General features: G+C 54.1%; 25 protein-coding genes. 14 read left to right on the top strand and 11 right to left on the bottom strand.

Annotated features, from left to right (window positions below; translation table 11 throughout):
* Positions 1–33 precede the first annotated feature (33 nt).
* From KNP60_RS06580 to KNP60_RS06570, 3 genes are all read right to left on the bottom strand, one after another.
* Positions 34–648 (bottom strand): PH domain-containing protein, encoded by a 615-nt coding sequence (locus KNP60_RS06580; protein ID WP_021066768.1) that lies wholly within the window; start codon positions 646–648, stop codon positions 34–36.
* A gap of 13 nt (positions 649–661) precedes the next feature.
* Positions 662–1,495: an aldo/keto reductase gene (locus KNP60_RS06575; protein ID WP_214752447.1), complete on the bottom strand. Its 834-nt coding sequence runs from the start codon at positions 1,493–1,495 to the stop codon at positions 662–664.
* Between the two features lie 63 nt (positions 1,496–1,558).
* Positions 1,559–2,470, bottom strand: a complete 912-nt coding sequence (locus tag KNP60_RS06570; RefSeq protein WP_214797152.1) for an MBL fold metallo-hydrolase — start codon at positions 2,468–2,470, stop codon at positions 1,559–1,561.
* A gap of 364 nt (positions 2,471–2,834) precedes the next feature.
* Here KNP60_RS06570 and abc-f point away from each other — a divergent pair, with 364 nt between their 5' ends.
* The 3 genes from abc-f to KNP60_RS06555 all read left to right on the top strand — a co-directional run bounded on the left by abc-f (position 2,835) and on the right by KNP60_RS06555 (position 6,344).
* Positions 2,835–4,529, top strand: a complete 1,695-nt coding sequence (abc-f, locus tag KNP60_RS06565; protein WP_214797151.1) for a ribosomal protection-like ABC-F family protein — start codon at positions 2,835–2,837, stop codon at positions 4,527–4,529.
* Positions 4,530–4,541: 12 nt separating this feature from the next.
* The gene (locus KNP60_RS06560) at positions 4,542–5,318 is read left to right on the top strand and encodes a hypothetical protein (protein WP_214797150.1); all 777 of its coding nucleotides are present in this window, start codon (positions 4,542–4,544) and stop codon (positions 5,316–5,318) included.
* Between the two features lie 114 nt (positions 5,319–5,432).
* The gene (locus KNP60_RS06555; RefSeq protein WP_214797149.1) at positions 5,433–6,344 is read left to right on the top strand and encodes a cation diffusion facilitator family transporter; all 912 of its coding nucleotides are present in this window, start codon (positions 5,433–5,435) and stop codon (positions 6,342–6,344) included.
* Positions 6,345–6,385: 41 nt separating this feature from the next.
* On the opposite strand, the gene KNP60_RS06550 is transcribed toward KNP60_RS06555, so the two are convergent.
* The 3 genes from KNP60_RS06550 to KNP60_RS06540 all read right to left on the bottom strand — a co-directional run bounded on the left by KNP60_RS06550 (position 6,386) and on the right by KNP60_RS06540 (position 8,999).
* Positions 6,386–7,525 carry a zinc-dependent alcohol dehydrogenase gene (locus tag KNP60_RS06550; RefSeq protein ID WP_138859817.1) on the bottom strand — a complete coding sequence of 380 codons (1,140 nt, stop codon included), beginning with the start codon at positions 7,523–7,525 and terminating at the stop codon, positions 6,386–6,388.
* Between the two features lie 108 nt (positions 7,526–7,633).
* Complete coding sequence (locus KNP60_RS06545; RefSeq protein WP_214797148.1) at positions 7,634–8,491, bottom strand: metallophosphoesterase; 858 nt, start codon at positions 8,489–8,491, stop codon at positions 7,634–7,636.
* Positions 8,492–8,585: 94 nt separating this feature from the next.
* Positions 8,586–8,999: an organic hydroperoxide resistance protein gene (locus tag KNP60_RS06540; RefSeq protein ID WP_021066776.1), complete on the bottom strand. Its 414-nt coding sequence runs from the start codon at positions 8,997–8,999 to the stop codon at positions 8,586–8,588.
* 118 nt (positions 9,000–9,117) lie between these two features.
* Here KNP60_RS06540 and KNP60_RS06535 point away from each other — a divergent pair, with 118 nt between their 5' ends.
* Together KNP60_RS06535 and KNP60_RS06530 are read left to right on the top strand one after the other, a co-directional pair.
* Complete coding sequence (locus tag KNP60_RS06535) at positions 9,118–9,564, top strand: MarR family winged helix-turn-helix transcriptional regulator (protein ID WP_214797147.1); 447 nt, start codon at positions 9,118–9,120, stop codon at positions 9,562–9,564.
* Between the two features lie 19 nt (positions 9,565–9,583).
* The gene (locus tag KNP60_RS06530; RefSeq protein ID WP_214797146.1) at positions 9,584–10,510 is read left to right on the top strand and encodes a CAP domain-containing protein; all 927 of its coding nucleotides are present in this window, start codon (positions 9,584–9,586) and stop codon (positions 10,508–10,510) included.
* Positions 10,511–10,552: 42 nt separating this feature from the next.
* Here the strand turns inward: KNP60_RS06530 and KNP60_RS06525 are convergent, their stop codons facing one another.
* Positions 10,553–11,026 (bottom strand): glutathione peroxidase, encoded by a 474-nt coding sequence (locus KNP60_RS06525; RefSeq protein ID WP_029595900.1) that lies wholly within the window; start codon positions 11,024–11,026, stop codon positions 10,553–10,555.
* Between the two features lie 162 nt (positions 11,027–11,188).
* Here KNP60_RS06525 and KNP60_RS06520 point away from each other — a divergent pair, with 162 nt between their 5' ends.
* Complete coding sequence (locus KNP60_RS06520; protein ID WP_214797145.1) at positions 11,189–11,710, top strand: VanZ family protein; 522 nt, start codon at positions 11,189–11,191, stop codon at positions 11,708–11,710.
* A gap of 290 nt (positions 11,711–12,000) precedes the next feature.
* A complete protein-coding gene (locus KNP60_RS06515) occupies positions 12,001–13,302 on the top strand; it encodes a murein hydrolase activator EnvC family protein (RefSeq protein WP_214797144.1) in 1,302 nt (433 codons plus the stop codon).
* 36 nt (positions 13,303–13,338) lie between these two features.
* Here the strand turns inward: KNP60_RS06515 and KNP60_RS06510 are convergent, their stop codons facing one another.
* The 3 genes from KNP60_RS06510 to KNP60_RS06500 form a co-directional block, all read right to left on the bottom strand.
* Positions 13,339–13,545 carry a hypothetical protein gene (locus KNP60_RS06510; RefSeq protein WP_214797143.1) on the bottom strand — a complete coding sequence of 69 codons (207 nt, stop codon included), beginning with the start codon at positions 13,543–13,545 and terminating at the stop codon, positions 13,339–13,341.
* Between the two features lie 42 nt (positions 13,546–13,587).
* Positions 13,588–14,433 (bottom strand): GNAT family N-acetyltransferase, encoded by an 846-nt coding sequence (locus KNP60_RS06505; RefSeq protein WP_214797142.1) that lies wholly within the window; start codon positions 14,431–14,433, stop codon positions 13,588–13,590.
* Between the two features lie 86 nt (positions 14,434–14,519).
* Complete coding sequence (locus KNP60_RS06500; RefSeq protein WP_214797141.1) at positions 14,520–15,734, bottom strand: dicarboxylate/amino acid:cation symporter; 1,215 nt, start codon at positions 15,732–15,734, stop codon at positions 14,520–14,522.
* Positions 15,735–15,945: 211 nt separating this feature from the next.
* Between KNP60_RS06500 and zapA the strand changes: the two genes are divergently transcribed.
* From zapA to KNP60_RS06465, 7 genes are all read left to right on the top strand, one after another.
* Positions 15,946–16,167 (top strand): cell division protein ZapA, encoded by a 222-nt coding sequence (gene zapA / locus KNP60_RS15500; protein ID WP_021066785.1) that lies wholly within the window; start codon positions 15,946–15,948, stop codon positions 16,165–16,167.
* Between the two features lie 8 nt (positions 16,168–16,175).
* Positions 16,176–16,712 (top strand): CvpA family protein, encoded by a 537-nt coding sequence (locus tag KNP60_RS06490; RefSeq protein ID WP_034776712.1) that lies wholly within the window; start codon positions 16,176–16,178, stop codon positions 16,710–16,712.
* Positions 16,713–16,775: 63 nt separating this feature from the next.
* Positions 16,776–18,491, top strand: a complete 1,716-nt coding sequence (gene polX / locus KNP60_RS06485; protein ID WP_214797207.1) for a DNA polymerase/3'-5' exonuclease PolX — start codon at positions 16,776–16,778, stop codon at positions 18,489–18,491.
* Positions 18,492–20,846: an endonuclease MutS2 gene (locus KNP60_RS06480; protein ID WP_214797140.1), complete on the top strand. Its 2,355-nt coding sequence runs from the start codon at positions 18,492–18,494 to the stop codon at positions 20,844–20,846. It abuts the gene before it with no gap.
* A gap of 13 nt (positions 20,847–20,859) precedes the next feature.
* Positions 20,860–21,270 carry a DUF350 domain-containing protein gene (locus KNP60_RS06475; protein ID WP_034776716.1) on the top strand — a complete coding sequence of 137 codons (411 nt, stop codon included), beginning with the start codon at positions 20,860–20,862 and terminating at the stop codon, positions 21,268–21,270.
* A gap of 141 nt (positions 21,271–21,411) precedes the next feature.
* Positions 21,412–21,876 (top strand): hypothetical protein, encoded by a 465-nt coding sequence (locus KNP60_RS06470; RefSeq protein WP_214797139.1) that lies wholly within the window; start codon positions 21,412–21,414, stop codon positions 21,874–21,876.
* A 32-nt stretch (positions 21,877–21,908) separates the two neighbouring features.
* Complete coding sequence (locus KNP60_RS06465; RefSeq protein WP_214797138.1) at positions 21,909–22,376, top strand: hypothetical protein; 468 nt, start codon at positions 21,909–21,911, stop codon at positions 22,374–22,376.
* Positions 22,377–22,429: 53 nt separating this feature from the next.
* Here the strand turns inward: KNP60_RS06465 and KNP60_RS15615 are convergent, their stop codons facing one another.
* Positions 22,430–23,953: an ABC transporter permease gene (locus KNP60_RS15615; RefSeq protein ID WP_353048641.1), complete on the bottom strand. Its 1,524-nt coding sequence runs from the start codon at positions 23,951–23,953 to the stop codon at positions 22,430–22,432.
* Positions 23,954–25,022 lie beyond the last annotated feature (1,069 nt).

Genomic DNA, 25,022 nt, shown 5'->3' with positions numbered 1-25,022 from the left:
CCACGATTCAGACGAATCGTGGGCCATTTTTCATTAGTTGTTGATGTACTTCTCGAACACGTCACCGAAGTCTTTGCGGTTCCACTCGTGATAGTGACCTTTGAGCCAGTCGAAACTTTGTTCGTTCAATTCCTTGAACGTCGACGCCACGTTCATGTCGCCTTGGCGGAGCCCGCTCAAAATCGACACCGAATGCGTGAGTGACGCGTTGGCATACTCCATCATCTTCCGGCCTTCACGTTGCTTCTCAGCGATGGCGAGGAGCGATTTGTACAAGTCTTTCACATGCTCGATTTGTTTCTTGTTCACGTCGATCGAGTACGGCTTGTCGCCGATGGTGAACTTGATCTCGACGTCCATGTCGACCGTACCGGCCGTCTCGAACATGACGTTATTCAATGGGAAATGGGCGTAAGGATAACGGTACAAGACGCGTTTCGAACTCATCGCACTCGTCCCGTCGAGGTGGATCATCGCCAAGTTTGTGAAGCAGTACTCGTCCGATTTCGATTTGATCAAGAAATAAATCTTCTCGTTGTCCTCATGCAGGACGTAATCATCCGAATCCGCTTTATCAAAATCTTTCGGGTCGATGACTTCACCGATATCGCTGAAGCCTGTCAAATCAGAAGCTAGTTTTTTGAACATTTACAATCTCTCCTCAGTAGTGGATTTTGTGCATCTCGTTCGGGTCAGACCCGGTCCGCTCGTCGCGGTTGAGTCCATCGATCGCGTGCATCTCTTCTTTCGTCAACGTGAAGTCGAATACCTCTATATTCTCGCGAATCCGGCTCGGCGTGACCGATTTCGGGATGACGGCGACGCCGTTCTGCAAGTGCCAACGCAAGATGACTTGAGCCGGCGACTTCCCGTACTTATCAGCGATCTCGGTGATGACCGGATCCTCGAGCGCCTCACGCCCTTTCATGAGCGGGCTCCACGCCTGGATTTGAATATCGTAGCGCTGGCAGAACGCGATCAATTCTTTTTGGGACAAGTATGGGTGGATCTCGACTTGGTTCACCGCCGGTACGATCGAGCATGACTGGATGATCTGTTCAAGGTGGCTGATCTCAAAGTTCGAGACCCCGATGGCCCGAACCTTGCCTTCCTCATACAACTGTTCGAGCGCTTTATACGTCTCGACGAACTTGCCGAAGCGCGGCATCGGCCAGTGAATCAAGAACAAGTCGACATATTCGAGCCCGAGCCGGTCGAGGCTATCTTGGAACGCTTGGAGTGCCTCGTCATAGCCGTGGAACTCGTTCCACAGTTTCGTCGTCACGAAGATGTCTTCCCGCGGGACGCTTGACTCGCGAATCGCTTGGCCGACGCTCTCCTCGTTTTGATAGATGGCCGCCGTGTCGATTAACCGATAGCCGGCATCAAGCGCCGCTTTGACCGTGTCGACCGTGACCGCTCCGTCTTCCACTTTGTACACGCCGAGTCCGAGCATCGGCAGTTTCACATCATTGTTGAGTGTTGTCCATTCCATAAATTGATTCCCTCCCTCTCACCTCTTACGTTACCGAAAATCGTCCGGAAGTGAAAGCGAAAGCTACAGCCGAATACTTTCGCCGTGCGCCTTGATCACGATTTGGTCACGCTCGAGTTTCGCTGCGGCGACGAGTCGCTCATACGGCTCTTCGACCGGTTCATATGACAAGACGAACGTGCCCCAATGCATCGGGAAGAAGCGTTTTGCTCCGCTCTGTTTGAACATCGTCCATGCCTGTTCCGGCGTGCAGTGCGCTTCCTCGAACGACTCGGGTTGATAGGCGCCGATCGGGAAAAAGGCGAGGTCGATCGGCTCTTTGTTCGCGAGCCCGTTGAACGACTCGGTGTACGCCGTATCCCCGGCGAACAGCATGCGGACGCCTTTATATTTCAAGACGTAGCCGTTATAACCCATATGTTTGTCCCATGGGAAACGATTGCCCCAGTGGGCGACAGGGATCGCTTGGACGTGAAGCCCGTTCGCGAGCGTCAATTTGTCGTGTGGATGCATCTCGAGCGTCTGTAAGCTCGGATATTTACGCAACAGTTTGCTCGTGCCCGGGGCCGAGATGACGACCGTATCGCGGGTGATCAGCCGCTTCAGGCTCTTATGGTCGAAGTGGTCCATATGGGCGTGACTGAGCAAGATGACGTCGACGTGCCCGATCTCCTCGATCGAGAGGGCGGGGGCAGTATGGCGTTTCATCCCGAACGTGACCGGGCCGACGTGGACCCCAATCCGGTTCGAGAACACCGGATCGGTCAAAATCTTTAATCCGTACCAATGGATGAGCACGGTCGAATGACCGACCCAGGTGGCGCCGACCATCGTCTCATCGAACGAGGCGAGGTCCGGCTTGACCGTCGGGACTTTGAAGGCGGGGCGAGGCAGTCTTTGTTTGAATCGTGTATATAAGAACGTACCGACGCTCGCTAGGACAGCGCTCGGGACGAGTAGGTTTCGTAATTTCATGTCAGTCACCTCATCATCTTAGTTGGTTTAATCATACCGCTCGCGTGACGCGCTTGCATCCGCCGGAAGGTGTAGAAAAAATGGGAGATTGTGGGGCACCCCTTGCGAATCCGCTTTCAATTTGGTACGGTTGCAATAACTTAGGAAAGGAAGGTACAACGTGCCATGAAAAAGTCACACGCCCTCAACTGATGAAACGAATCATCACTGTTCGCACGAACAGTCACGGGTGAAGTGTGTCCAATTTCAGGCTACGGGGGTAACCCTTCTTTCCGCTTGACCGGAGCTCTTCACACCATCGCTTTTGAGCGGATGGTGTTTTTTGTTTCATCGCGTATCCGAACAATTAGCGAGGTGAAACAATATGTTAAGTATGAAGCAAGTCCGGTTCGATCACGACCGGCAACCATTATTCGACAACGTCTCGTTCGACGTGGCGGCAGCAGAACGGGCCATCTTATTCGGACAGAACGGGTCCGGCAAGACGACGCTGTTCAAGCTGCTTATCGGCGAGCTGACCCCGCAGGCAGGCACGATCGACGTCTTAGGTTCGATCGGTGTCGTCGAACAGACGGTGTTTGACGGAGAAGAGACTGCGCTGGACTACGTCATGCAAGGCGACCCGCAGCGCTATCCGCTCTACATGGATGTCACATCAGGTGACACGACGCGCGTGCTTGAAGCATACGACGAGGCGCTCGCAACTGACGCCTTCGGACTCGAGACCGAAGCGAGACGAGCGCTCAAACGGCTCGGTCTCGACGCACGGGACTCGATCCGGCTCCGAGAGTTGAGCGGCGGTGAACAGACACGGGCCCAACTTGCTCGGCTCACGATGCGACACGTCGATATCGTCCTCTTAGACGAGCCGACGAACCATCTCGATGTCGACTCAATCGAGTGGCTGACGCGCTGGGTGAACGAGTTTCCGGGTACGGTGCTCGCCATCTCCCACGACCGCCAGTTCATCGACGATGTTGCGACGGTCATCCTTGAATTAGACGAAGGGAAAGTCGTCCGCTATCCTGGCAACTACACGGCCTATAAACACCAGAAGGCCGAGGAACGTGTACGCGACGAGCGAGCCCATGCCCGCTACGTAGCGCGGAAGTCGGAGCTGCTTGATATGATCGCCCAATATAAGGGGTGGCATTTGAAAGCGAAAGCGACGGCGAGCGTACGGAGTCCCGGCGCGCAAAAAGGAGCGGCGAACCTCGCCGTCAAAATGAAGGCAAGGGAACGTAAGCTCGAGCAACTCGAAGGTTCTCGGCCCGATCGCCCGAAAGACGCGGCCCACGTCTCCGTCCGTTTCCAAGCCGACCCGCTCGAGGCGAAGACGTGGATCACGGTCGACGACGTCTCGTTCGGTTACGAAGAACCCCTCTTTGAGCATCTCTCGTTCACGGTGAACCGGGGTGACTGCATCTCCATCGTCGGTCCGAACGGAAGTGGGAAGACGACGCTTTTGAAACTATTGATCGGCGAACTCGCACCGGAGGCAGGGGACATCAAGCGTCATCCGAAACTGAAGGTTGGCTATTTCTCGCAGACGCTCGCGCGATTGCCGAAGGGAGGGACGTTGCTCGACGCACTCCTTGCCGAGAGTGACATCACAGAGACGGAGGCACGGACGCTTTTGGCGCACTTCTTATTCCGCCGCGATGAGGTGTATAAGCCGATCCGTGACGCGAGCATGGGGGAGAAGTGCCGCATCGCCTTCCTCATCCTCTACTTCTCGGATGCGGATTTGCTCGCGCTCGATGAGCCGACGAACTATTTGGATGTGGCGACGCGAGAACAAATCGAAGCCGCACTCGACGTATACCGGGGCGGGTTGATCCTTATCTCGCACGACCGGACGTTCCATCGATTGACGGACCGGACAATCGAGCTCGGAAAGACGGTGCGCGTCCTTGAGTCGGGTGATACAAAGCCGCCGGTCGACGTCGACGCGACGCTGCGGACGCTCGAGACGCTGACGAGCGAGCCGCAAATTTTCTTCGACGAGGCAGGAAACGGGATCCCTCTTGCCGAATCGGAGAAGGGACGAAACAAATAGGGGTGGAAGAACATGAAAGAAGAAGTACGGGTATCACGGGCAGCGTCACGGAAACGGAAACGGTTTTGGCAATCAGCGACAGTGGTGTTGTTGATCGCCTCGCTCATCGGCGTCATCGCTTTCGCGGCGCTCATGGACTCGAAGAAGTCGGCGTTGCCGGAGACGGACGACATCGCGACCGAATCGGTTAACAGTGAGACGGAAGCGACAGAGGAGACCGAGGCGGAAGCAGAGGCTGACGAGACCGACGGGGTGTTCGTCTATATCGCGGCACCGTATACGAAAGTGTTCGCCGATGACCGGGTGACGGTCATCTATGAGGCCGACCTCGGCGACCGTTTCGAACAACTCGAGGCCGTCAGTGGTTTCGTCAAGCTCCAATTGAACGAGCGGACGATCGGTTGGGTGACGGAAGCGCAAGTGACGAAGGAAGCGACGAGTGTCTCGGACGAAGATGTGACCGCGGCCTGGAAAACGGTCGTCCCTACGGCCGACCAGGCGACGCTTGAATGGCTCGGACAAGATATCTCGAGCGTCCGCGCCACGCTCGGGGCCCCGAAAGCCGTCCAGCGTGACCAAGTGAACGAATATCATTTCTATGACGGTTTCTTCTTGATGGTGCGTGACCAGCAGGTGAAGGCGATCGACTGGGACCGCCAAGCGGTCGCGACGCCTGATATGACGGCGACGAGCAGTCAAAATGCCGGCAGTTGGTATGAGGGCGAGACGCGACAATTGAAGTTGTTCCCATATGACGGGGTCATGCGGGTCCGGCTCGAACAAAAATAATGACGATCGTCGAGAGGATATCCCTTTCGGCGATTGTTTTTATGTATTCATTCAAACGAACGTTTGAATGTTAAAAGAGAGAGGTATAGAATGAAAGGGAGAGGAGGGGATGGTATGGGTGCACATCACGATCACCACGGACATGACCACCATCATCACCATACGACGAATCAACGGGCGTTATTCTGGTCGTTCGTCCTGATTGCGACGTTCATGGTCGTCGAGGTCGTCGGCGGATTATGGACGAACAGTTTGGCGCTCTTGTCAGACGCGGGTCACATGCTCAGCGACGCGGCCGCGCTCGGACTCAGTTTCCTCGCTGTGCGGTTCGGGGCAAAGCAGGCGACGCCGGAGCGGACGTTCGGTTATCGACGCTTCGAGATTTTGGCGGCGTTCGTCAACGGTTTGACGTTGCTCGTCATCTCCATCTATATCATCATCGAGGCGTATCAGCGCTTGTTCGCACCGCCCGAGATTTTGAGCAGCGGTATGCTCACGGTCGCGGTGATCGGGCTACTCGTCAACGTGCTGGCGGCATGGCTGCTCATGCGAGGCGAACGGGATAACTTGAACGTCCGCAGTGCGTTATTGCACGTGCTCGGTGATTTACTCGGCTCAATCGGTGCCATCACGGCCGCTGTCTTGATCATGGCGTTCGGTTGGACGCTTGCCGACCCGATCGCAAGCTTGTTCGTCGCCGTGCTCATCTTGATTAGCGGATACCGAGTGACGCGAGAAGCGATTCACATCTTGATGGAAGGGGCACCTGGCCAAGTCGATGTTGTCGCGATGCAACAGGAGCTCGGAGGAGTGGAAGGTGTAAAAGAAGTCCATGACTTGCATGTTTGGTCCATTTCATCCAACGAACTTGCCGTCACGTGTCACGTTCTGATTGAAACGGACACGGATGACCAGCGCGTCTTGCGTGACGTAACAAAACGGATCCGAAAGTTCGCCGCTTTCAACCGCTCGACCGTTCAAATCGAACGGGAAGCACAATGTTGTGAAGAGCGGACGATTTGGTAAACGAACGAGCGGTCCCTGACAGGAGTCGGGGACCGCTTTCGTTATGGCTTCAAGACGACTTTGACGCAGTCGTCCAAATGATCGTTAAAGATTTTGTACGCGTCAGCCGCTTGTTCGAGCGGCAGACGGTGCGTGATGATATCGGTCGGGTCGAACTTCTTGTCGACAATCATCTGGAACAGCTCAGGCATGTAGTGAATGACCGGCGCTTGTCCCGTCCGAATGCTGACGTTTCGGGTAAAGAAATCACCGAGCGGGAACTGGTTGTAGTTCATCGCGTAAATCCCTGTCAATTGAACGGTACCGAACTTACGCACCGCTTCTTTCGCGACTTTGATGGCGCTGAGGGTTCCTCCTTGGACCATCAACTTTTGTTCGACTTTCTCAATCGGTGATTTTTTTCCGTCGAATCCGACACAGTCGATGACCACGTCAGCCCCGCCGTTTGTGATTTCATAGATATATTTGCCGGTATCGATCGGATCTTTCATCAACACGGTCTCGACATTGTTGGAGAGTTTGGCCCGGTTCAATCGGTAGATTTCCGGGTCGACGGCGATGACGCGTTTCGCACCACGCACCCAGGCTAATTTTTGTGTCATCAAACCGACAGGACCTGAGCCGAGGACGACGACCGTGTCTCCTGCTTTCATACCAGCATTCTCTAAACTCCACCATGCAGTCGGAATGACGTCAGACAAGAACAAGAGTGCCTCGTCGTCAAGTTCACATGACTCAGGAATGACAAGCGGCATGAAGTTACCATATGGCACTTTTAAGTACTCGGCCTGGCCCCCTGGATGGTTCCCGAACTGCTCCGTGAAACCGAAGTAGCCACCTGCATCGGTATGAGGAGCATGGTTCGAGTTGTCGCACTGGCTCTCCATTTCATGCTCACAGTAGTAACAGTGTCCGCAAGAGACGTTAAACGGTAAGACCACACGGTCGCCTTTCTTCACTTTCGTCACATCCGGACCGACCTCTTCGACAATTCCCATCGGCTCGTGACCGATTACATAGCCGTGACGGGTCGGCATATTTCCTTGATAAATATGCAAATCCGATCCGCAGATGGCCGTTGACGTGATTTTGACGATAATCTCTTCTCGGTTCTCAATCTCAGGATCTTTCACATCCTTGACTTCGATGTTCTTCGCTCCTTGATAGGTAACAGCACGCATATGTCCACTTCCTCCCTTTTTTAGAAAAACAGGTAAGTCACAACATGGATACTGTACCCGCACTCGGTGCATGCGAATCCGATTTTTGGGGAAAATAGGAAAAGGGGCTCACTGAGGAGCCCCGGTCCCAGCGACGTCGATGACGACGATCTCTGGTGGGTTGAACACGCGCGGTACGCTGACGCTGTAGTTGAAGCCGCGACCGATGACGTGGGTGAACGTCTCGTGCTCATATAGACCGCCGGCATACTTCGGGAAGAAGCCTTGGTCCGGCGCGTACAGCCCGTTCAATAAATAGGGAATTCGAACCTGTCCGCCGTGGGCATGGCCTGACAGGACGAGGTCAAACGGTAAGGCGGCGTACGTCTCGACCTGCTCGGCCCGATGTGACAAGAGCAGACTGAACGCTGTCTCCGTGTCGACATCACCGAGTGAGGTCAATGCCGTCTCTTCCCAGCTGCCGTGGATGTTTTCCGTATACGTCCGCAATGGGTCCTCGAGTCCGCCGACGAGGACGTCGACGCCGTTGACATTGATTGACGCGGTCTCGTTCTCGAGCACGGTCACACCATAAGAGCGAAATACGTCCTTGACGTCGTGGCGGACGAAATCGTCCGAGCCGTCGATCTCATGATTGCCGGTGACGAAATACATCGGTGCGATCCCTTGTAGCCCCTCGATCAATTCAAACGAGGCGTCGGGGGAGCGGAAGCGGTCGAGGATATCACCGGGCAGGGCAATCAAATCCGGTGATTGGTCTCGTACTTTGTCGATCAAGACGCGCTGGTCGTCCCCGTACGAGTAGCCGTGTAAGTCCGACAGCAGGACGACTCGGAACGATTGTCCTGCCTCGAGCTTGTCCGACTCGACCGCATAATTGCGGACGGTCAGGCCGTTATAGAAGGCGGCGAGAAGAAACGCGACCCCGAGGCCGAACGTCACATATTTTCGTTTTCCTTTGAACATCATCCGCCTCCTCTCCTTGTCTATCGTTCCTTCATTCTACTCCGTAGAGTAGGGAGACGCAAAAAAAAAACCCGCTCGGAAGCGGGCCATCGAATTATGCTGCTTTGGCAGTCAACTTGACGTCGACGTTGCCGCGTGTCGCTTTCGAGTACGGGCAAACTTGGTGTGCCGCTTCGACGAGACGTTCCGCCGTCGCTTGATCCACACCTTTGATCTCGACTTCGAGTTCGACCGAGATGAAGAAGCCTTCATCGTCTTGGTTGAGCGTCACGTGTCCTGTGACGTTCGTGCCATCTGTTTTGATACGTTCTTTGCCGATAACGAGGTTCAAGGCGCTACCGAAACATGCCGCGTAACCCGCTGCGAAGAGTTGCTCCGGGTTCGTCGCTTCATCCGCGTGTTTTGAGCCAGGCATTGAGACGTTCAAGTCGATGACGCCGTCCGTCGATGTAACGCGACCTTCGCGGCCACCGATTGCAGTTGCTGAAGCTGTGAATAATGGTTTCATGATTCAATTCCTCCATTTCGTTTTTAGGCAATTAAGTTGTGCACAATCTAATTATAGGGCAGTCAAACAGATAAGCAAGTGATATGCTTGTCCTAAGACTATAGCCGGAGGAAATGACATGAAAAGTTCGTTAACATTAGAGCATCAGATTTGTTTTCAGCTCTATACCGCTTCAAAAGAGCTTACGAGATTATATCGCCCGATTTTGGCGCCGTTAAACCTGACATATAGCCAGTACTTGGTCATGCTCGTCTTGTGGGAAGAGGACAATATTGATTTGAAACAGCTCGGGGAGCGACTCACGCTCGATTCGGGCACGTTGTCACCGCTCGTCAAGCGGCTCATGCAACTCGATTACGTGGAGAAAGTGCGGGGAACCGACGACGAGCGCCGTGTGCTCTTGTCACTCACGCCGTCCGGGAGCGCACTGCGTGAGCAGGCCGAAGAGGTACCTCTCAAAGTGAGTGGTATGCTGAATATAGATGAAGCGACGTATATCGCTTATATGGAGATGCTCATCGACATCAAGGCGCGCTTGCGTGCGTTCGGTGAGCGAGAGGAGTAAGTTTTCGAAAGGAGACGCGATGTTTCGTAAATTAGTGATTTTATTGCTCGCGATCGGCATGTATGCGGCCTGGAAGTATGAAGTGCCGAACGTGTCGGCGCCGACGAGCGTTCAAGTGAAGTCGACGGAAGTGGCGGAAGAACAACAGGAACGTGCGACCGACGCGCCGCGCTTCACGAGCCAATATGCCGGGCATGACTGGTACTTGCTCGAGAAGGGCGGAGACCGGAGCCTCGAGTTGATTGATGACGACGGTTCGAAGAAAGGCCATTACCAGTTCGAGACGGGGAGCGTCTATGAAGGACTCGTCGTGGGTGAGACGACACGGCAACAAGTCGAGCAAATCGGTTTCGATGAGGTCAAGTCGTATAAAAAGGGACTCAAACGCTATTTGATCCCGGACGACCCGTCATTCAACGTCTATGCGATCGACGACGACTATGTGACGCTCTTCTTCGATCAGCACGATGAGGACAAGCTAAAGGCCGTGCTCACTGTCGACCGGGACGTCGAGGAGTCGAGTGACGGCTATTACGGCGACGTGTCGGAAGACAATCTCGTCGCGAACGAACAATTGATGCGGATGCTCATGAACTGGGACCGTCAGAAGTTCGGATTGTCGGCGCTCGCTGACTACGAACCGCTGCTCCCGGTCGTGCGCGCCCATAGTGAGAACATGGCCCGCAACAACTTCTTCAGCCATACCGATCCCGAGGGCCGCGACCCGTTCGAGCGGATGAATGAGGCCGGCATCGCCTACTCCCTCGCCGGAGAAAACTTGGCGATGGGGCAGATGAGCGTCTTCCACGCCCACTGGGGACTCATGAATTCGCTCGGCCACCGGGAGAACATTTTGAAAGATGGTTTCACGCACGTGTCGGTCGGCCTCGTCTATAATGAAGAATCAAGTCCGTTCTACACGATCAACTTCATCACCCCACGCTAAAAAAAGGATGGTTCGCCGGATTTCGGTGGACCATCCTTTTCCTTATAACAGACGTTTGACCGCCGTCTCGATCTCGTCCGGTGTCGTCTGCGGCGAGAACCGTTCGATGACGTTGCCGTTCCGGTCGACGAGGAACTTCGTGAAGTTCCACTTGATCGTCTTCGAGCCGAGCAGGCCCGGTGCTTCTTTTGATAAGTATTGGAAGAGCGGGTGGGCGTCTTTCCCGTTCACGTCGACTTTGGCGAACATCGGGAACGTCACACCGTAGTTCAATTGACAGAACTCGCTGATTTCCTCGTTCGAGCCCGGGTCTTGATTGCCAAACTGGTTGCATGGGAAGCCGAGGATATGGAACCCTTGCCCCTGGTAACGTTCATATAATTTCTCGAGCCCGTCGAGCTGTGGTGTGAAGCCGCACTTGCTCGCCGTGTTGACGATCAACAGGACGTCCCCCTCGTATTTGGATAGCGGTTGGAGCTTGCCGCTCATGTCGGCCGCTTCATATTGATAGATCATGTTGATTCCCCCTTTTTATTTTCATTATACCAATCGGAATTTCAAGACACGACTTTGAACCGGTTGTTCGCAATCAAATTGTCATGAAATGATGAAGTCGTTGTTACAATGAAACATGATGGACGGCGTATAATGAGACTCGTTGTAGAAAGGAACGGTGTTATGTACATACTGAAAAATGAATTTATATGGATCAGTTTGATCCTGATTGGCTTATTCTTCTCGAGCGCGACCCCGTATTCGGACCAGAGCATCGTCTCACCGCTCGAACGGTTCGATTGGACGTGGGCCGAACCGGTACTCTCGACCGTCGACTTCGAGTACGCCGGAGGACCAGTATCGCTCGAGGCGAAAGGGAGCGTCGGCTTGATTGAGTTCTTGATTCGGAAAGCGGCGCACTTCACCGTCTTCTTCGCTCTCGGGGCACTTCTCGTCAAAGCCGTGTCACGGACGAGACTCCATGCCGGTCTGACGATCTTGTTTGCCTGGGCGCTCGCGAATACGGTCGCCATCTTTGATGAGTTCCATCAAAGCCTGACGCCGGAGCGGACGCCGCTCATTCAGGATATCCTGCTCGACAGTTTCGGGGCAGCCTGTGGCGTCCTTCTCGTTGGCGGTTATTATTTGTGGAAACACGGCCGAACGAATCGGTCGCGATCGGGGTATGTCTCCCCAAGGTGGTAAAAAAATCATATAGGTAGTTATTTGAAAAGCGCTTTCAAGAAGTGCTTTTCTTTTTTATTTATAACGTTTTTGTGACATGGGGAAATGAGAAATCCCTTTATACCCCCATTTTTAAACGTATAAAACCTAAAACAGGTCAATGTAATGCGAATGAAATATAAGTGTAAAATAACTTTAGGTTTAGATTGCTATAATGAGTCTCAGAGCGATACAGGAATTCGCGTTTTAACTTATAAATTATTCGATCTATTTTATATAGAAATTCACAGAACTCAGCGGAGGGAAGCACATTGATTAACTTGAAGAAACTTGCAGCAACCGTCACTTTAGGAGCTCTTCTCATTAGCGGCACGACACCTGGCTATGCAGCGTCACTTACAGACAAACAGAAAAAGGTGCAGCAGCAACAACAACAAAATAACAGTGCACAAAGCAAAGCGAACGCCTCGATCCAAAAACGTGAGCAGGCAATCAGCAAAGAACAGCAAGAAATCAACAAGTTAGATGCCGAACTCCAAGACGTCATCAATGACGTCGCTCAAAAAAAAGCTGAGATTCGTGCGACACAACAAAAAATTGCGGCCCTTCAAAAGAAAATCAAGCAATACGAAGCAAAGATGAAGGCGCAAGAAGAGTTGATGAAAGAGCGCATGGCCACGATGCAAAAAAATGGCGGTGGCTCGATCGACTGGGCTGAATTCATCTTCGGTTCAAAAGACTTCGGTGACTTACTCACACGAATGATCACAGCCGGTACGATTCAAGAGAACGACAAGCAGATTTTTGAAGAATACCAAGCGACGAAAGACAAATTGGCTGCAGCGCAAGCTGAGTTGAAAGCCGAGCGCGATGCTCTCGTGAAACAAAAAGAAGAACTCGAACAACGTCAAAAGACGCTCAACAAGAAAATGAAAGAGCGCGCAGCGAAAATCAAGAAACTCAACGCTGAAAAAGTGAAGTTCGAATCGAAATTGGTGAGCCTCCAAGAAATGGAGTCAACACTCAAGTCACAAGAGAAAGCCATCAAAGCTGAAATGGAAGCGCAACGTCGTGCAGCGGAAGAAGCGAAACGTGCGGCAGCGGCAGCAGCGGCTGCGAAGAAACAACAGAGTTCAAACTCTGCTGCGAGCGCAGTCAGCACACCGCAAGCATCGGCTGCGACATCTGTACCGGCAAGTGGTGGCATGTTCCAACGCCCGGCGAACGGTCGTCTTTCACAAGGTTGGGGCGCGGCGAGCGGTGCGAACGGCTACTCGTTCCACAACGGACTTGATATCGCGGGACCAGTCGGAACGCCGATCAATGCGTCACAAACAGGTACGGTCACACGTGCTGGATGGGGTGGGGCCTACGGCAACCACGTCATCATCACGCATGTGTTGAACGGGCAGGTCTGGACGACAGTGTACGCACACATGAGCTCGGTATCGGTATCAGCCGGTCAACGTGTGACACAAGGCCAAAACATCGGCGCGATGGGTAGCACAGGGAACTCGACTGGCTCACACTTGCACTTTGAGATTCACCGTGGCGGTTACTCGTACTCATCTTCGAGCGCGGGCAACACGGTCAACCCAGCTTCATTCTTCTAATAAGCCTATACAAAAAGTGATCGACGAACGCGTCGATCACTTTTTTGTTGCCTTGTACGTGATAAAGGTCAAGAGGGCGGCGCCAATCACGCTCAGCCAGAGCGTGTCCCAGTTCGGGTCGTCGAGCATGCTCCTCCCGCCGAGGAAGACCGTATAGCCGAGCACCGCGAGCGTGGCGAGCGTCAAGACGGTCATCCGGATCCGGCGCGGGATGCGGAGCCACCAACCGAATAGTCTGTTCATCAAAAATCGCCTCCACCTACAGTATAGGGGAGGCGACACGAATCAGCTAGGCAATCGAATCCACGCTGAAGTGAAGATTTTTTGATAGCCGACTTCTTTGTAAATCTTGTTCGATGTCGGGTTGTTCAAATCTGTATAGAGCGTACAATATTGTTTCGACGTCAAGAGCTCCCGGCTCAGCTCGGCGACGAGCGAACGGGCATAGCCGCGCTTGCGCAGCGCTTTCGGTGTGTAGACGAACGAGACGGTGACGCCGTTAGCGGTCTCACGCGATTTCTTCGCGCAGGAAACGACCTTGCCGTCGACTTCCCAGACGTACACTTCTTGATTCTCGAGCATCGTCGCAATTTTTTGTGTCGCGTTTGCCTTCGACGAGACCGGTAAACCGGTATCCTTTTCGAACGCGTTATACGCCTTCACGAGGAATGCCTCATCGTCCTCGATCGCCCGTCGCATCGACCCTTCCGACAGCGGAATGTCGTTGACACGATCAAGACGATATAGGCCTTGCTCCATGAAGACTTTCGGCTCTCGCGCCGTCAGGATGTACCAGAGCGTGTAGAAATTCATCGCTAGATCAGCTTGCGAGACGACCTCGGTGAATGGGATATCACCATTTAATAGTTCAGGCACGAGCAGACGAAGGACGTCATCCTCTCGCTCAGGCTTCACGAGCACATAGTTGAGCGGATGGGGCGGCGTCACTTGCAGGATCGCGAGCACATCACCGTCATCTTCGACGGTCAGTTGAAAATACGACTCGTATCGGCCTTGCTTGATGGCATCGAGCACGCCAATCATCAAGCTGTTCTCGGCCTCATGTTCGAGCAGGTGGGGCATGACACGTTCTTCAAATCCGGATAGGTCGTTCCAACGAATCAGTTCCATGTAAACACCCTTTCTTCGTATGTATGAAAAACGGGCAAACCGCGTGGCCTGCCCGTTTTCCTCATTCTATCAAATTTTGGAGCGTATTATGCGATTTCTTCGCGCGCTTTTGCGTCGTCGAGGAGTTTCGTGTTGCGTTTGAAGTAGTGAACGATCTTGGCGATGGCCCCGTCTCCCGTGACGTTCGTCGCCGTGCCGAAGCTATCTTGTGCCAAATAGAGGGCGATGACGAGACTTTGCATCGTCGCATCGAACCCGAGGATTGAACCGAACAAACCGAGTGAGGCCATAACGGCTCCACCTGGTACGCCTGGTGCCGCGATCATCGTGACGCCGAGGGCGAGGATGAACGGAAGCACGATCGCGTAAGACATCGGCATGCCGTTCAAGTACATGAGGGCGACACCGACCGATGTGAGCGTGATTGTCGACCCTGACAAGTGGATCGTCGCACAGAGCGGGACGACGAAGTTGGCGACGCCCTCGTCCGTGTTGTTCGCTTTCGCTTGGCGAAGCGTGACCGGGATTGTCGCCGCTGACGACTGTGTCCCGATGGCCGTGAAGTAAGCCGGCATCATCGTCTTCAAGAGGCGAAGCGGGTTCTCTTTGTTGAGACCCCCTGCGATCGAATATTGAATCAAGAGCATCGTCAAGTGTAGGACGATGATTGTGACGAAGACGAGCGAGAACACCGAGAGAATCTCAGCGACTTGTCCGGCATACGTCATGTTCATGAAAATTCCGGCGATGTGAATCGGTAATAGTGGAATGATGACTTTGCTGATGAGTAGTTCAATGATATCGCGGAAATCCATGGCCAAATCTAGCGAGCGCTTGCTTTCGATGGCGGCAATCCCGATGCCGATGACGAATGCGAGAATGAGCGCCGTCATAACGCCGAATACCGGTGGGATCTCGAATTCCATGAAGCCTTTTAAGAGCGCTTCCTCCGGGCTTTCAGCTGACGCGTTGTTACGTGTCAAAATTTGTGGGAACAGGTTGCTCGTCGCGAAGTAGGCGAGCGTCCCGGCGACGATTGTCGATACGTATGCGATCAGTGCCGTCAAACCGACCAATTTCCCAGCGCCTTTTCCAAGTTCCCCGATTCCTGGAATGATGAAGGCGAGAATGATGAGTGGGATGGCGAAGCCTAGGAACTGTCCAAAGACCGTGTTGAACGTGACGAACGTCCGGACAATCCAGTTCTGGCTTTCTGGTACGATGCTACCGAGTAGAATCCCGAATGCGATAGCGATGATGATGCGACCTAGAAGGCCAATGCGTAATTTCAAATAAATCATCCTCTCTTAATGTTTGAATTGTTGCTATTTTCGCACATTTCATGCAGTGTTGCCACCCTATCTTTCATTTTTCAACGAAGATTGACGTTTGACAACTTTGAAATAGGGTATCACAAAATGTTGGAGTGGAAAAGGGAGGGACCTTCTTCTTTTCCTAATATACAAACGATGTTATGATTAATTTTGAATAGACGTAAAGGAGGGGTGACGCGTGCAGGTACAACGAACAACAATTCATATCGCGGGTCAAGACTATACGATCGTCAGCGAAGAGCCGGCCGATCATGTGAGGGAAGTGGGCTTTCTGGTCGATAGCAAAATCCGTGAGATTCGTGAACAGTCCCCTCATCTAGACGCTCGTCAGGCAGCGGTGCTCGCCGCTATCCAAATCGCGAGCGATCACGTCAAAACTAAACGAAATACGGGAGAATAAATCACTTTATGGTTACTCTACTTATACTGTTTTTCTTGTTCATCGGAATCGTTAACGGGTTCCGCCGCGGGGCAATCTTGCAGCTCGGCCATTGGGTCGCGCTCATCATCAGTTTCCTCGTCGCAAATGCATACTACCGTGATCTCGCCGAAGCGTTCAAGCTTTGGATTCCGTATCCGTCGCAACTCGATGGAACGCTTCCGAAAGGTGTCATCGATTTAAACGCGCTCACGGGACTCGAGATGACATTTTATAACGTCTTTTGGTTCGTCGTCTTGTTCGTCATCACGAAACTTGTCTTGCATCTCATCCTATCGATGCTCGACTTCTTGACGGACTTGCCGATCTTGCGCCAATTGAAAGGCATCATCGGTGCCGTCCTCGGTTTCTTCGAGGCGTATGTGATCACGTTCTTCATTTTATGGGTCATCGCCTTCGTGCCGATGGCAAGCGTCCAAAGTGCGGTCGATAACTCGTCGCTCGCGACGTACATCATTCAAGACACGCCATACCTCTCAGAATGGTTCTCGAATAAGATGTTGTAACACGACAGGCCGGAATGCAAGCTAGTGCTTGTGTCTCGGCCTTTTCTGTATGGAAAAGGGGGAATTTCAATGAATAAAGTTGAAGCGATGATGCTGTTAGAAAAGATCGCGCAATATATGGAGATTAAAGGGGAGAACCCGTTCAAGATCAACGCCTTCCGCAAAGCCGCGACGGCGCTCGAGAACACGGAGCTCGAACTCGAGGACATCGAGGATTTGACGACGATCTCTGGCATCGGCAAAGGGACGGCTGCCGTCCTGCAAGAGTGGCGGGACACGGGGCGGAGCGAAGTGCTCGAGTCACTCCAAGAAGAGATCCCATACGGTCTCATGAAACTGCTCAAAATCCAAGGACTCGGCGGCAAGAAGCTCGCCAAGCTCCGTGAAGTCGGCGTCGTCGACCTCGAGACACTCATTACCGTGTTAGAGGACGGCACGGCCGCGAGCCTGCCGGGATTCGGGGCGAAGAGCGTCGAGAAGTTGCTCACGGCCGCAAGGAACCTCGAGTCACGTCCGGAACGTTTGGCGTACGCCATGATGCGTCCGGTCGTCGAAGAGATTGAGACGGTGCTCGAAGCCGAGCCGCTCGTCTTGCGCCATTCGGTCGGCGGCAGTTTCCGCCGTGCCGAGGAGACGTGTAAAGACCTCGACTTCATCATCGCGACCGAGGAACCTGTCGCGCTCCGTGACAAGCTGCTCGCCCTCCCGTTCATCAACGAGGTCATCGCGGCCGGCGAGACAAAAGTGTCGCTCGTCCTTGAGCGCGAAGAGATGGTGTCGGTCGACTTCCGCATGGTCGAACCGGGCGCCTTCGCTGCGACGCTCCATCACTTCACCGGCTCGAAAGACCACAACGTCCGCATGCGCCAGCTCGCGAAAGCGAAGGGTGAGTCGATCTCCGAGTATGGTGTCGAGACGGCGGACGGCCTCTGGCAACCGGAGACGGAAGCCGAGCTGTTCGCACGCTACGGTCTGCCGTTCATCCCGCCGGAGCTCCGGGCAGGCAACCTCGAGTTCGAGCACGACATCTCGAAGCTCGTGACGCTCGACGACATCAAGGCCGACGCCCATATGCACACGGTCTGGTCGGACGGGAAGCTGACGGTCGACGAGCTCGTCGCGGCGATGAAAGCGCGCGGCTACGAGTGGATCGCCATCACCGACCACGGCAAATACATGTCGTTCGTCAACGGCTTGACCGAGGAACGGCTCGAGGCCCAAGGGGAAGAAATCCTTGAGGCCGCGAAGAAACACGACATGCACGTCCTGCGCGGTGTCGAGATGGACATCCGTCCGGACGGGACGCTCGACTATGAGCCCGAGTTCTTGGCGACGCTCGATTACGTCGTCGCCTCGATTCACTCGAAGATGGACCAGTCCATCGACGAAATCATGGGCCGGCTCGAGAACGCCTGCCGCTCGCCGTACGTCAACGTCATCGCCCATCCGACCGGTCGACTCATCGGGCGCCGTGACGGCTATCCGATCGATGAGGAGCGCTTGATCGCCCTCGCGAAAGAGACGGGGACGGCGCTCGAGTTGAACGCGAACCCGAACCGGCTCGATTTGACGGCCTCGACGCTGAAGAAAGCGAAGGCGGCCGGCGTCAAACTGATGATCAACACCGACACGCACCACCCTGATATGATGGAAGATATGGCACTCGGCGTCTTGCACGCCCGGAAAGCCTATCTCGAACCGTCAGACATCATCAACTGCCTCTCGTTCGAGGACGCCAAGGCGTTCATCGACGCGAAGCGACAGAAAGGAACATGCTAGATGGATCACGCGTTACGCGTTTTAGAATATGAAAAACTACGCCAGCAGCTCGCCGCCCACGCCGCGAGCTCGCTCGGGAAAGAACGGGCGCTCAATATGCAGCCCGACTATACGTACGACCGGGTATTGTCGAACTTGAACGTCACCCGTGAGGCGACCGAGGTCGTCCGACTCCGGGATCGTCTCCCGCTCGGCGGGCTGACCGACGTCCGCAGTGAAGTGAAACGGGCCGCCATCGGCTCGGTCCTGTCGACGAGCGAACTGCTCGCCGTCGCCGCCGTCATGTACAGCGGCCGCCAAGTGAAGAACTTCTTCGAGAAGCTTCATGAGGACAATGAAGAGCTCCGCATCCCGCGCCTCGACGAATACGCCGAGCGCTTGACGAAGCTGATTGAGGTCGAACAGTCGATCCGTCACGCCATCGACGACCAAGGCACGGTCCAAGACTCGGCGAGCGACCGTCTCCGTGGCCTCCGGACCCAGCTCCGTAGCTTTGAAGGCAGCGTCCGCTCACGGATCGACAACATCCTCCGCAACAACGCGAAAATGCTGTCAGACGCCATCGTCACGATCCGGAACGACCGTTACGTCGTCCCGGTCAAGATGGAGTACCGCCAAGCGTTCGGCGGGATCGTCCATGACCAATCGGCATCGGGCCAGACGCTCTTCATCGAGCCCCAGGCGATCGTGTCAATCAACAACGAGATTCAAGAAGTCCGCTTGAAAGAGCGCGCCGAGATCGACCGCATCTTGAGCGAACTGTCGAACCTCGTCGGCGGTGTCGCCGATTCGGTCGTGATCAATCTCGACGTGCTCGCCACGCTCGACTTCGTGTTCGCGAAAGTCGCCTACGGCCATCAGCTCAAAGCGACGGAGCCGAAATTGAACGACGAACGCGAGATCAAATTGAAACAGGCGCGTCACCCGTTCATCCCGCAAGATGAGGTCGTACCGATCACGGTCGAGCTCGGTGAGGCGTTCACGTCGCTCGTCATCACCGGACCGAACACCGGCGGTAAGACGGTGACGCTCAAGACGCTCGGATTGCTCCAACTGATGGTGCAGTCAGGTCTCTATGTACCGGCCGAGTTCGGGACGGAGCTGTCCGTCTTTGACGCCATCTATGCCGACATCGGGGATGAGCAGTCGATCGAGCAGAGCTTGTCTACGTTCAGCTCACACATGACGAACATCGTCAGCATGCTCGACAAGATCGACTTCATGTCACTCGTCCTGTTCGATGAGCTCGGTGCCGGGACCGACCCGCAAGAAGGGGCGGCCCTTGCCATCGCCATCCTCGACGAAGTGAAACGACGCGGCGCCCGTGTGGCGGCGACGACGCACTATTCAGAACTGAAGGCTTACGCTTACAATCGCGAAGGCGTCATGAACGCCTCGATGGAGTTCGATATCGAATCACTCAGCCCGACGTATCGCCTGTTGATTGGCGTACCGGGCCGTTCGAACGCGTTCGAGATCAGCCGACGTCTCGGTTTATCGGAACAAGTCATCGACAAGGCACGGAGCCACGTCGGTACCGACGCTGAATCAGTCGAATCGATGATCAATGAGCTCGAGGCGGCCAAGCAACGCGCCGAACAGCTCGAGAAAGAACTCATCGTCAAACGCCACGACCTTGAAGAAGAGCAGGCGGCGTTCGAGGCGAAGCTGACCGATTTCGAGCGCGAGCGCGACACGATGTACGGCGAAGCCGAGGCTCGTGCCGAGAAGGCCGTCGAACAGGCGAAGCGCCAGGCGAACGAAGTCATCGACCGTTTGAAGAAGCTACGCGCAGAAGGGATCGTCAAAGAGCACGAGATCATCGCCGCGAAGAAGCAGCTCGAATCGGCGAAACCGACGCTCCAAGAGAAAAAGATCCAAAAAGTGAAACAAAAAGCGCAACAGAAACGTACGTTCAGTAAAGGCGAAGAAGTGAAAGTGACGACGTTCAACCAAAAGGGCTATATCGTGAAGCAATTGAACGACAACGAGTACAACGTCCAAGTCGGGATCATGAAAGTGAACGTCAAAGCGGACGACCTTCAGAAGATCGGCCCATCGAAAGAGCAGTCGCTCCAGTCGAAAGGCAGCTCTCTCAAGCGTCAGAGCTCGACGAAGTCGGAGCTCGACCTGCGCGGCGTCCGGGTCGAAGAAGGGCTTTCCCGCCTCGACAAATATATCGACGAGGCGCTCGTGTCCGGGTATGACAACGTCCGTATCATCCATGGTCTCGGGACCGGTGCGATGCGACAGGCGACGCAAGAGTACCTAAAAGGACATCGTCACGTGAAGAGTCAGCGCCCCGGTGGGATGGGTGAAGGCGGACTCGGAGTCACGGTCGTCGAACTGAAGTGAGGGGAACAGACGGATGGGGAATGTGAACGTGAACGTATTGCTTGAGTCGCTCGGCCTGTATTCCATCGCCGGACTCATGATTGTCGTCGGTCTCGCCGTCTTCGAGGTGACGACACCGTACAGCAATTGGCGCGAGATTCAAAAAGGAAACATCGCCGTTGCACTTGCGACCGGCGGGAAAATCGTCGGTCTCGCCAACATCTTCCGCGTCGTCGAGAGCCATCACGACCAGACGATGGATGTGTTGGTCGGGGGGAGCTTCGGCTTCTTCCTTCTCTTGACGACGTATTGGTTATTCGAATTTTTGACGCCGTCGCTCAAAGTGAACGAGGAGATTGGGAAAGGGAACATCGCCGTCGGCCTGATGGCGTTCCTGCTCTCGATTGGGGTCTCGCTCGTCGTCGGCGCGGCGTTGGTGAGGTGAAGACATGGTATACGAGAGGCTAGCGAAGATTCTCTTCATCGGGGCCGGCCTGTTTTTAGTGGCAGCGGCACTGTGGTTTATCTTTTATTGAGGGAAAGCGACGTTTTCGGACGTCGCTTTTTTTGAAAGGGGGAGACAAGTGTGGCAATCGATTTGAACTTTTTGATGACGACGGAAGACTATGTGCTCGAGACGGAGTCGTTCCAGATGAAGGGCGTCATCTATTATCCACTTGAGTGGACGTTTTTCGGGGCAAATGATCCGACGATGTTGCTGACGTGGGACGCGGAACGCGATCGCATCAGCGTCCGTTTCGAGCAATATGCGGTGTTTCTTGGGACAATCGAGGACCATAGTATGCATGAAGATGGGCTACGCAATGCCTGCCCAATCGTGAAACTGAAGACGTCCCGATTCACACGATTCGCCGCAGAGAACATGGGGACAGAACGTGTCAACACGTACCGAGGCGAACTATCCCATTATGTGATTCGGACGTTTGAACAAGAGTTTCACGTCTTGGCGTACGAAGACCCGACCGTGCTCGACTTGGGGAAAGTCGGGGATACAGGGGTTGTGGTCGAAACCATAGATGAAATCTCGTAAGAAAATCTAATAGATGCGAAGGAGAATCGATGATGAAAAAGTTACTTTTATCCGTCTCTCTGTTCGCAGGAACCATGATGCCTTTATCCGCTTGCGGAGGAGTGGGCACGGTTGAACCGGTTGACGACAGACCTATCATTCATTTTGATGCGGCTTCCATCATTTCGGCAGCCCGCGACCATCATCTCAAAATGCTCACGTTATCGAGCATTCCGAGAGATGACGTGAATGTTCCGGGTGCGATTGAAGAGTTGCAGGCCATGCGAGCAGACAACGACACGTATTTGGCCGAACTAAAAGGCTTACAGCATGAAGATTCCTCGGCCGATGAGTACAAAGATCTCGTTTTCGAATATTTAGAAGTGGAAAATGTGTATATCAATCAAACCATCGAGAACGTGTACGCGGAAAGTATAAGTCTCCCTAACCGATTCTCGATGGACACGCTCTACTCGCGAACAAATGCAAAAGTGTCAGAATTTCGATATGAGCCAAAATGATGTAAACCCAAAGGAGCGTCATCCCAGGAAGGGACGACGCTCCTTTATTTCGGTTACGGCACTTCAATTTTAACCGTATACACTTTCGGCATGGCGCCACTTGAAGCATACAAGACGAGCGTTTTCTCTTTCTCTGGAACGAGGAAGACTAAATCGATTTCGGATTTCTCGCCTGCGAAATAGCGAAAACCGTTTTTGAACGCTTTTTTGTTGTGGTTGACCATATCGATTGGATTATATTTTTTCCCGTCTGGCGTGTACATGCGGAACCCGTTCGGTCGATAGTCCATAGTGCCACCATATCCATCATCCTCATGAAAGAGAGAGATGGGCAGACTGACGAATCGTTTTCCAGCTTCCGGTTCGGTCCCATCCGGTGAGGCGTAGACCGGTTCCCCGACTTGGAATTCACGTTTCTTCATTTGTGGATCCCCGATAAACGTTTGGAACGTACCGAGGTTCATGATTCTTTGAAGGTCATCTTCTTTTGGTGTGGTGGCTTTGGCTTCTTTCGGTTTATCCGCTTTTAAATCAGCCTGTTTCGCACCCGTTGTCTGTGCGGTTGGGGCTGGTGTCGACTTCGCCTCTTCCGTGACCGGTTTGACTTCTGGAGACGTGAAGACGAACAAGCTGATGATACCGACGACGAGAGCGGTCGCGGTCGTCCCGAGCACGAGACGGAACCGTTTTTCTACTTTTTTCTGGTTGACGACGTGCCCGCCGATGGCCTCAGCCGGTGTGATGCGGACCGCTCGCTCCGCCGGGAGGAGCGCCCCGAGGACACCGGTCACGACCGGGATGAAGATGGTCGCGAACAGGAACGGCAACTCGGACGTCGGGAATTTTTGATACATGATGGTGACGATGATGATCGTGACCGTCACGCCAAGCAGTCCGGCGAAGAAACCTGTCAACGCGCCTTCCGTCAAGACGAGCCGACGGATGGACGTGTTCTGCCAACCGAGCGCTTTCAAGACGGCGAGCTGAGGCTTGCGCTCCGAGACGTTTTGCCACATGATCTCGGTCGTCGTCAGCATCGCGATGAGTAAGGCGACACCCATGGCGACGTAATGCATCGTGCCGACTTCAAGGGCGACGAACTCACCAATCCATGTAGTATACAAGACGCCTTGGAGGCGGAACGTCACGAACAGGAAGAAGCCGAATAGGCTCGTCGGTAAGGCGATGGCGAGAATCGACAACGTCGTCCGTGGCCAATACGTCACGAGCTGGTTCAAGCTCATGCCGACGCTCGAGCGGGAGCGGAGAAGGCGGCGTCCTTTCGACACCTCGCCTGACTGCATCGTCTCATACGGTTTGATGCGTTGGACGAGTCGAATCGGGATGAGTGTCCCGAGCCAATAAATCAACAGACCGGCTAGTCCGATTAACAGGATGCGCGTGATCGACGTCGAGCCGGCTGCCGTCCACAGGAATGTCCCGAGAATCATCCATGAGATGAGCGCGACCATCGAGCCGAGAATCGTCGCTTCGAGGAACAACAGCTTCGATAGCTGGCTCGGGCGCCATCCGAGCGATAGCAGAATGGCGAACTCTTTCTTCCGGGCGTATAGCATGATGATGTTCGAGCTGAACACGTACAGCATCGCGACAAGGATGACGCTCGCGACGACGCCGGAGAAGCCGAGTTTCGCTTCTTGGAAGATGGTGATTGACGACCCGAGTTTGATCCACGGCTGCTGAATCCAGCCGAGCGCGCTCTCGCCTTTGAGTCCAGGGAGATACGTGACGGCGTATTGTGGAGACGAGCCGAGCGTGACGTCCGTGATGAGACCGGTCTTGTCTTCAATCTCTTTGGCCACGGCTTGCAGTTTCGCCTCACTCTCTTCATTCAAGACGTCCACGCCTTTCACGTTGACGCGAATCGCCGAGATGGCTTTGTCGCCGGCGATGGCGAACGCGGCGTCGAGCGTCGTCAACATCGACGGTGGCTTCGTGAGGAAGCTGTACGGGTTGTTCGTCGGCTTGACGGTCGTCGTTGGGTTGACCGGCTCATCCTTCGAGTTCATGACCCATTCGGCACTGGCCGGGAAATAGGTCTCCATCGGCAGTTCCGTCAGCGGGTCTTTTGACAGATTCAGTTTCGATGGGTCGAACAAGCCGATGTAGTTATATCTCACTTTCGGTGCATCGTTGATATCTTCCGCGTATAAATTGGACTTGCGATACATACTTTCTTGACCATAAGCTACGCGACCCTCAGCGAGGAACGGCTTGATTTGATACGAGTATGGCCACCGTTTCGGGAACGGGCTCGTCACGCCTTCATAGACGAGTGGCGACGCCTTCTCCGCAATCCAAGTATATTCCATGGTGAGACGAGGATCTTGTGGCTGCGGTTTCCCTTCTAAAATGTGTTTTGTGATATTGTCGTGCATTTGTTGGGCTGTGAAGTCGTAGGAAGCGACTTCCGTCCCTTTCAAGCTATCGAGATATTCATCTTTCCCTTCCTCGAGATACGTTTTGATGAACGCCTCTTGATCTGTTGTATCGACATCGACTTCTTCGATGGTGTAGTTGATCGAGGCGTCGACGTAGTCTTTTGTACTCATCAAAATCGGGATCGTCGTGATGTCTTTATCGTAAGGCTCTGGGACATCCTCTTCATTGAAATAACGACTGAAC

The organism is Exiguobacterium sp. s5, from assembly GCF_018618075.1.
Lineage (GTDB): Bacteria > Bacillota > Bacilli > Exiguobacteriales > Exiguobacteriaceae > Exiguobacterium > Exiguobacterium mexicanum_A.
Note: the sequence above shows the minus strand (reverse complement) of the source record. Positions and strands in the feature narration are given on the sequence as shown.

What these genes read in the sequence shown, in the direction of transcription:
- KNP60_RS06500 (WP_214797141.1), bottom strand. Translation starts at nt 15,734, where the DNA reads ATGATTTATTTGAAATTACGCATTGGCCTTCTAGGTCGCATCATCATC.
- KNP60_RS06525 (WP_029595900.1), bottom strand. Translation starts at nt 11,026, where the DNA reads ATGATCTATCAATATGAAGCGGCCGACATGAGCGGCAAGCTCCAACCG.
- KNP60_RS06530 (WP_214797146.1), top strand. Translation starts at nt 9,584, where the DNA reads ATGTTTCGTAAATTAGTGATTTTATTGCTCGCGATCGGCATGTATGCG.
- KNP60_RS06510 (WP_214797143.1), bottom strand. Translation starts at nt 13,545, where the DNA reads ATGAACAGACTATTCGGTTGGTGGCTCCGCATCCCGCGCCGGATCCGG.
- KNP60_RS06535 (WP_214797147.1), top strand. Translation starts at nt 9,118, where the DNA reads ATGAAAAGTTCGTTAACATTAGAGCATCAGATTTGTTTTCAGCTCTAT.
- KNP60_RS06540 (WP_021066776.1), bottom strand. Translation starts at nt 8,999, where the DNA reads ATGAAACCATTATTCACAGCTTCAGCAACTGCAATCGGTGGCCGCGAA.
- KNP60_RS15615 (WP_353048641.1), bottom strand. Translation starts at nt 23,953, where the DNA reads ATGCTATACGCCCGGAAGAAAGAGTTCGCCATTCTGCTATCGCTCGGA.
- KNP60_RS06480 (WP_214797140.1), top strand. Translation starts at nt 18,492, where the DNA reads ATGGATCACGCGTTACGCGTTTTAGAATATGAAAAACTACGCCAGCAG.
- KNP60_RS06560 (WP_214797150.1), top strand. Translation starts at nt 4,542, where the DNA reads ATGAAAGAAGAAGTACGGGTATCACGGGCAGCGTCACGGAAACGGAAA.
- KNP60_RS06580 (WP_021066768.1), bottom strand. Translation starts at nt 648, where the DNA reads ATGTTCAAAAAACTAGCTTCTGATTTGACAGGCTTCAGCGATATCGGT.
- abc-f (WP_214797151.1), top strand. Translation starts at nt 2,835, where the DNA reads ATGTTAAGTATGAAGCAAGTCCGGTTCGATCACGACCGGCAACCATTA.
- KNP60_RS06545 (WP_214797148.1), bottom strand. Translation starts at nt 8,491, where the DNA reads ATGTTCAAAGGAAAACGAAAATATGTGACGTTCGGCCTCGGGGTCGCG.
- KNP60_RS06575 (WP_214752447.1), bottom strand. Translation starts at nt 1,495, where the DNA reads ATGGAATGGACAACACTCAACAATGATGTGAAACTGCCGATGCTCGGA.
- KNP60_RS06555 (WP_214797149.1), top strand. Translation starts at nt 5,433, where the DNA reads ATGGGTGCACATCACGATCACCACGGACATGACCACCATCATCACCAT.
- KNP60_RS06520 (WP_214797145.1), top strand. Translation starts at nt 11,189, where the DNA reads ATGTACATACTGAAAAATGAATTTATATGGATCAGTTTGATCCTGATT.
- KNP60_RS06570 (WP_214797152.1), bottom strand. Translation starts at nt 2,470, where the DNA reads ATGAAATTACGAAACCTACTCGTCCCGAGCGCTGTCCTAGCGAGCGTC.
- KNP60_RS06550 (WP_138859817.1), bottom strand. Translation starts at nt 7,525, where the DNA reads ATGCGTGCTGTTACCTATCAAGGAGCGAAGAACATCGAAGTCAAGGAT.
- KNP60_RS06465 (WP_214797138.1), top strand. Translation starts at nt 21,909, where the DNA reads ATGAAAAAGTTACTTTTATCCGTCTCTCTGTTCGCAGGAACCATGATG.
- KNP60_RS06490 (WP_034776712.1), top strand. Translation starts at nt 16,176, where the DNA reads ATGGTTACTCTACTTATACTGTTTTTCTTGTTCATCGGAATCGTTAAC.
- KNP60_RS06475 (WP_034776716.1), top strand. Translation starts at nt 20,860, where the DNA reads ATGGGGAATGTGAACGTGAACGTATTGCTTGAGTCGCTCGGCCTGTAT.
- KNP60_RS06505 (WP_214797142.1), bottom strand. Translation starts at nt 14,433, where the DNA reads ATGGAACTGATTCGTTGGAACGACCTATCCGGATTTGAAGAACGTGTC.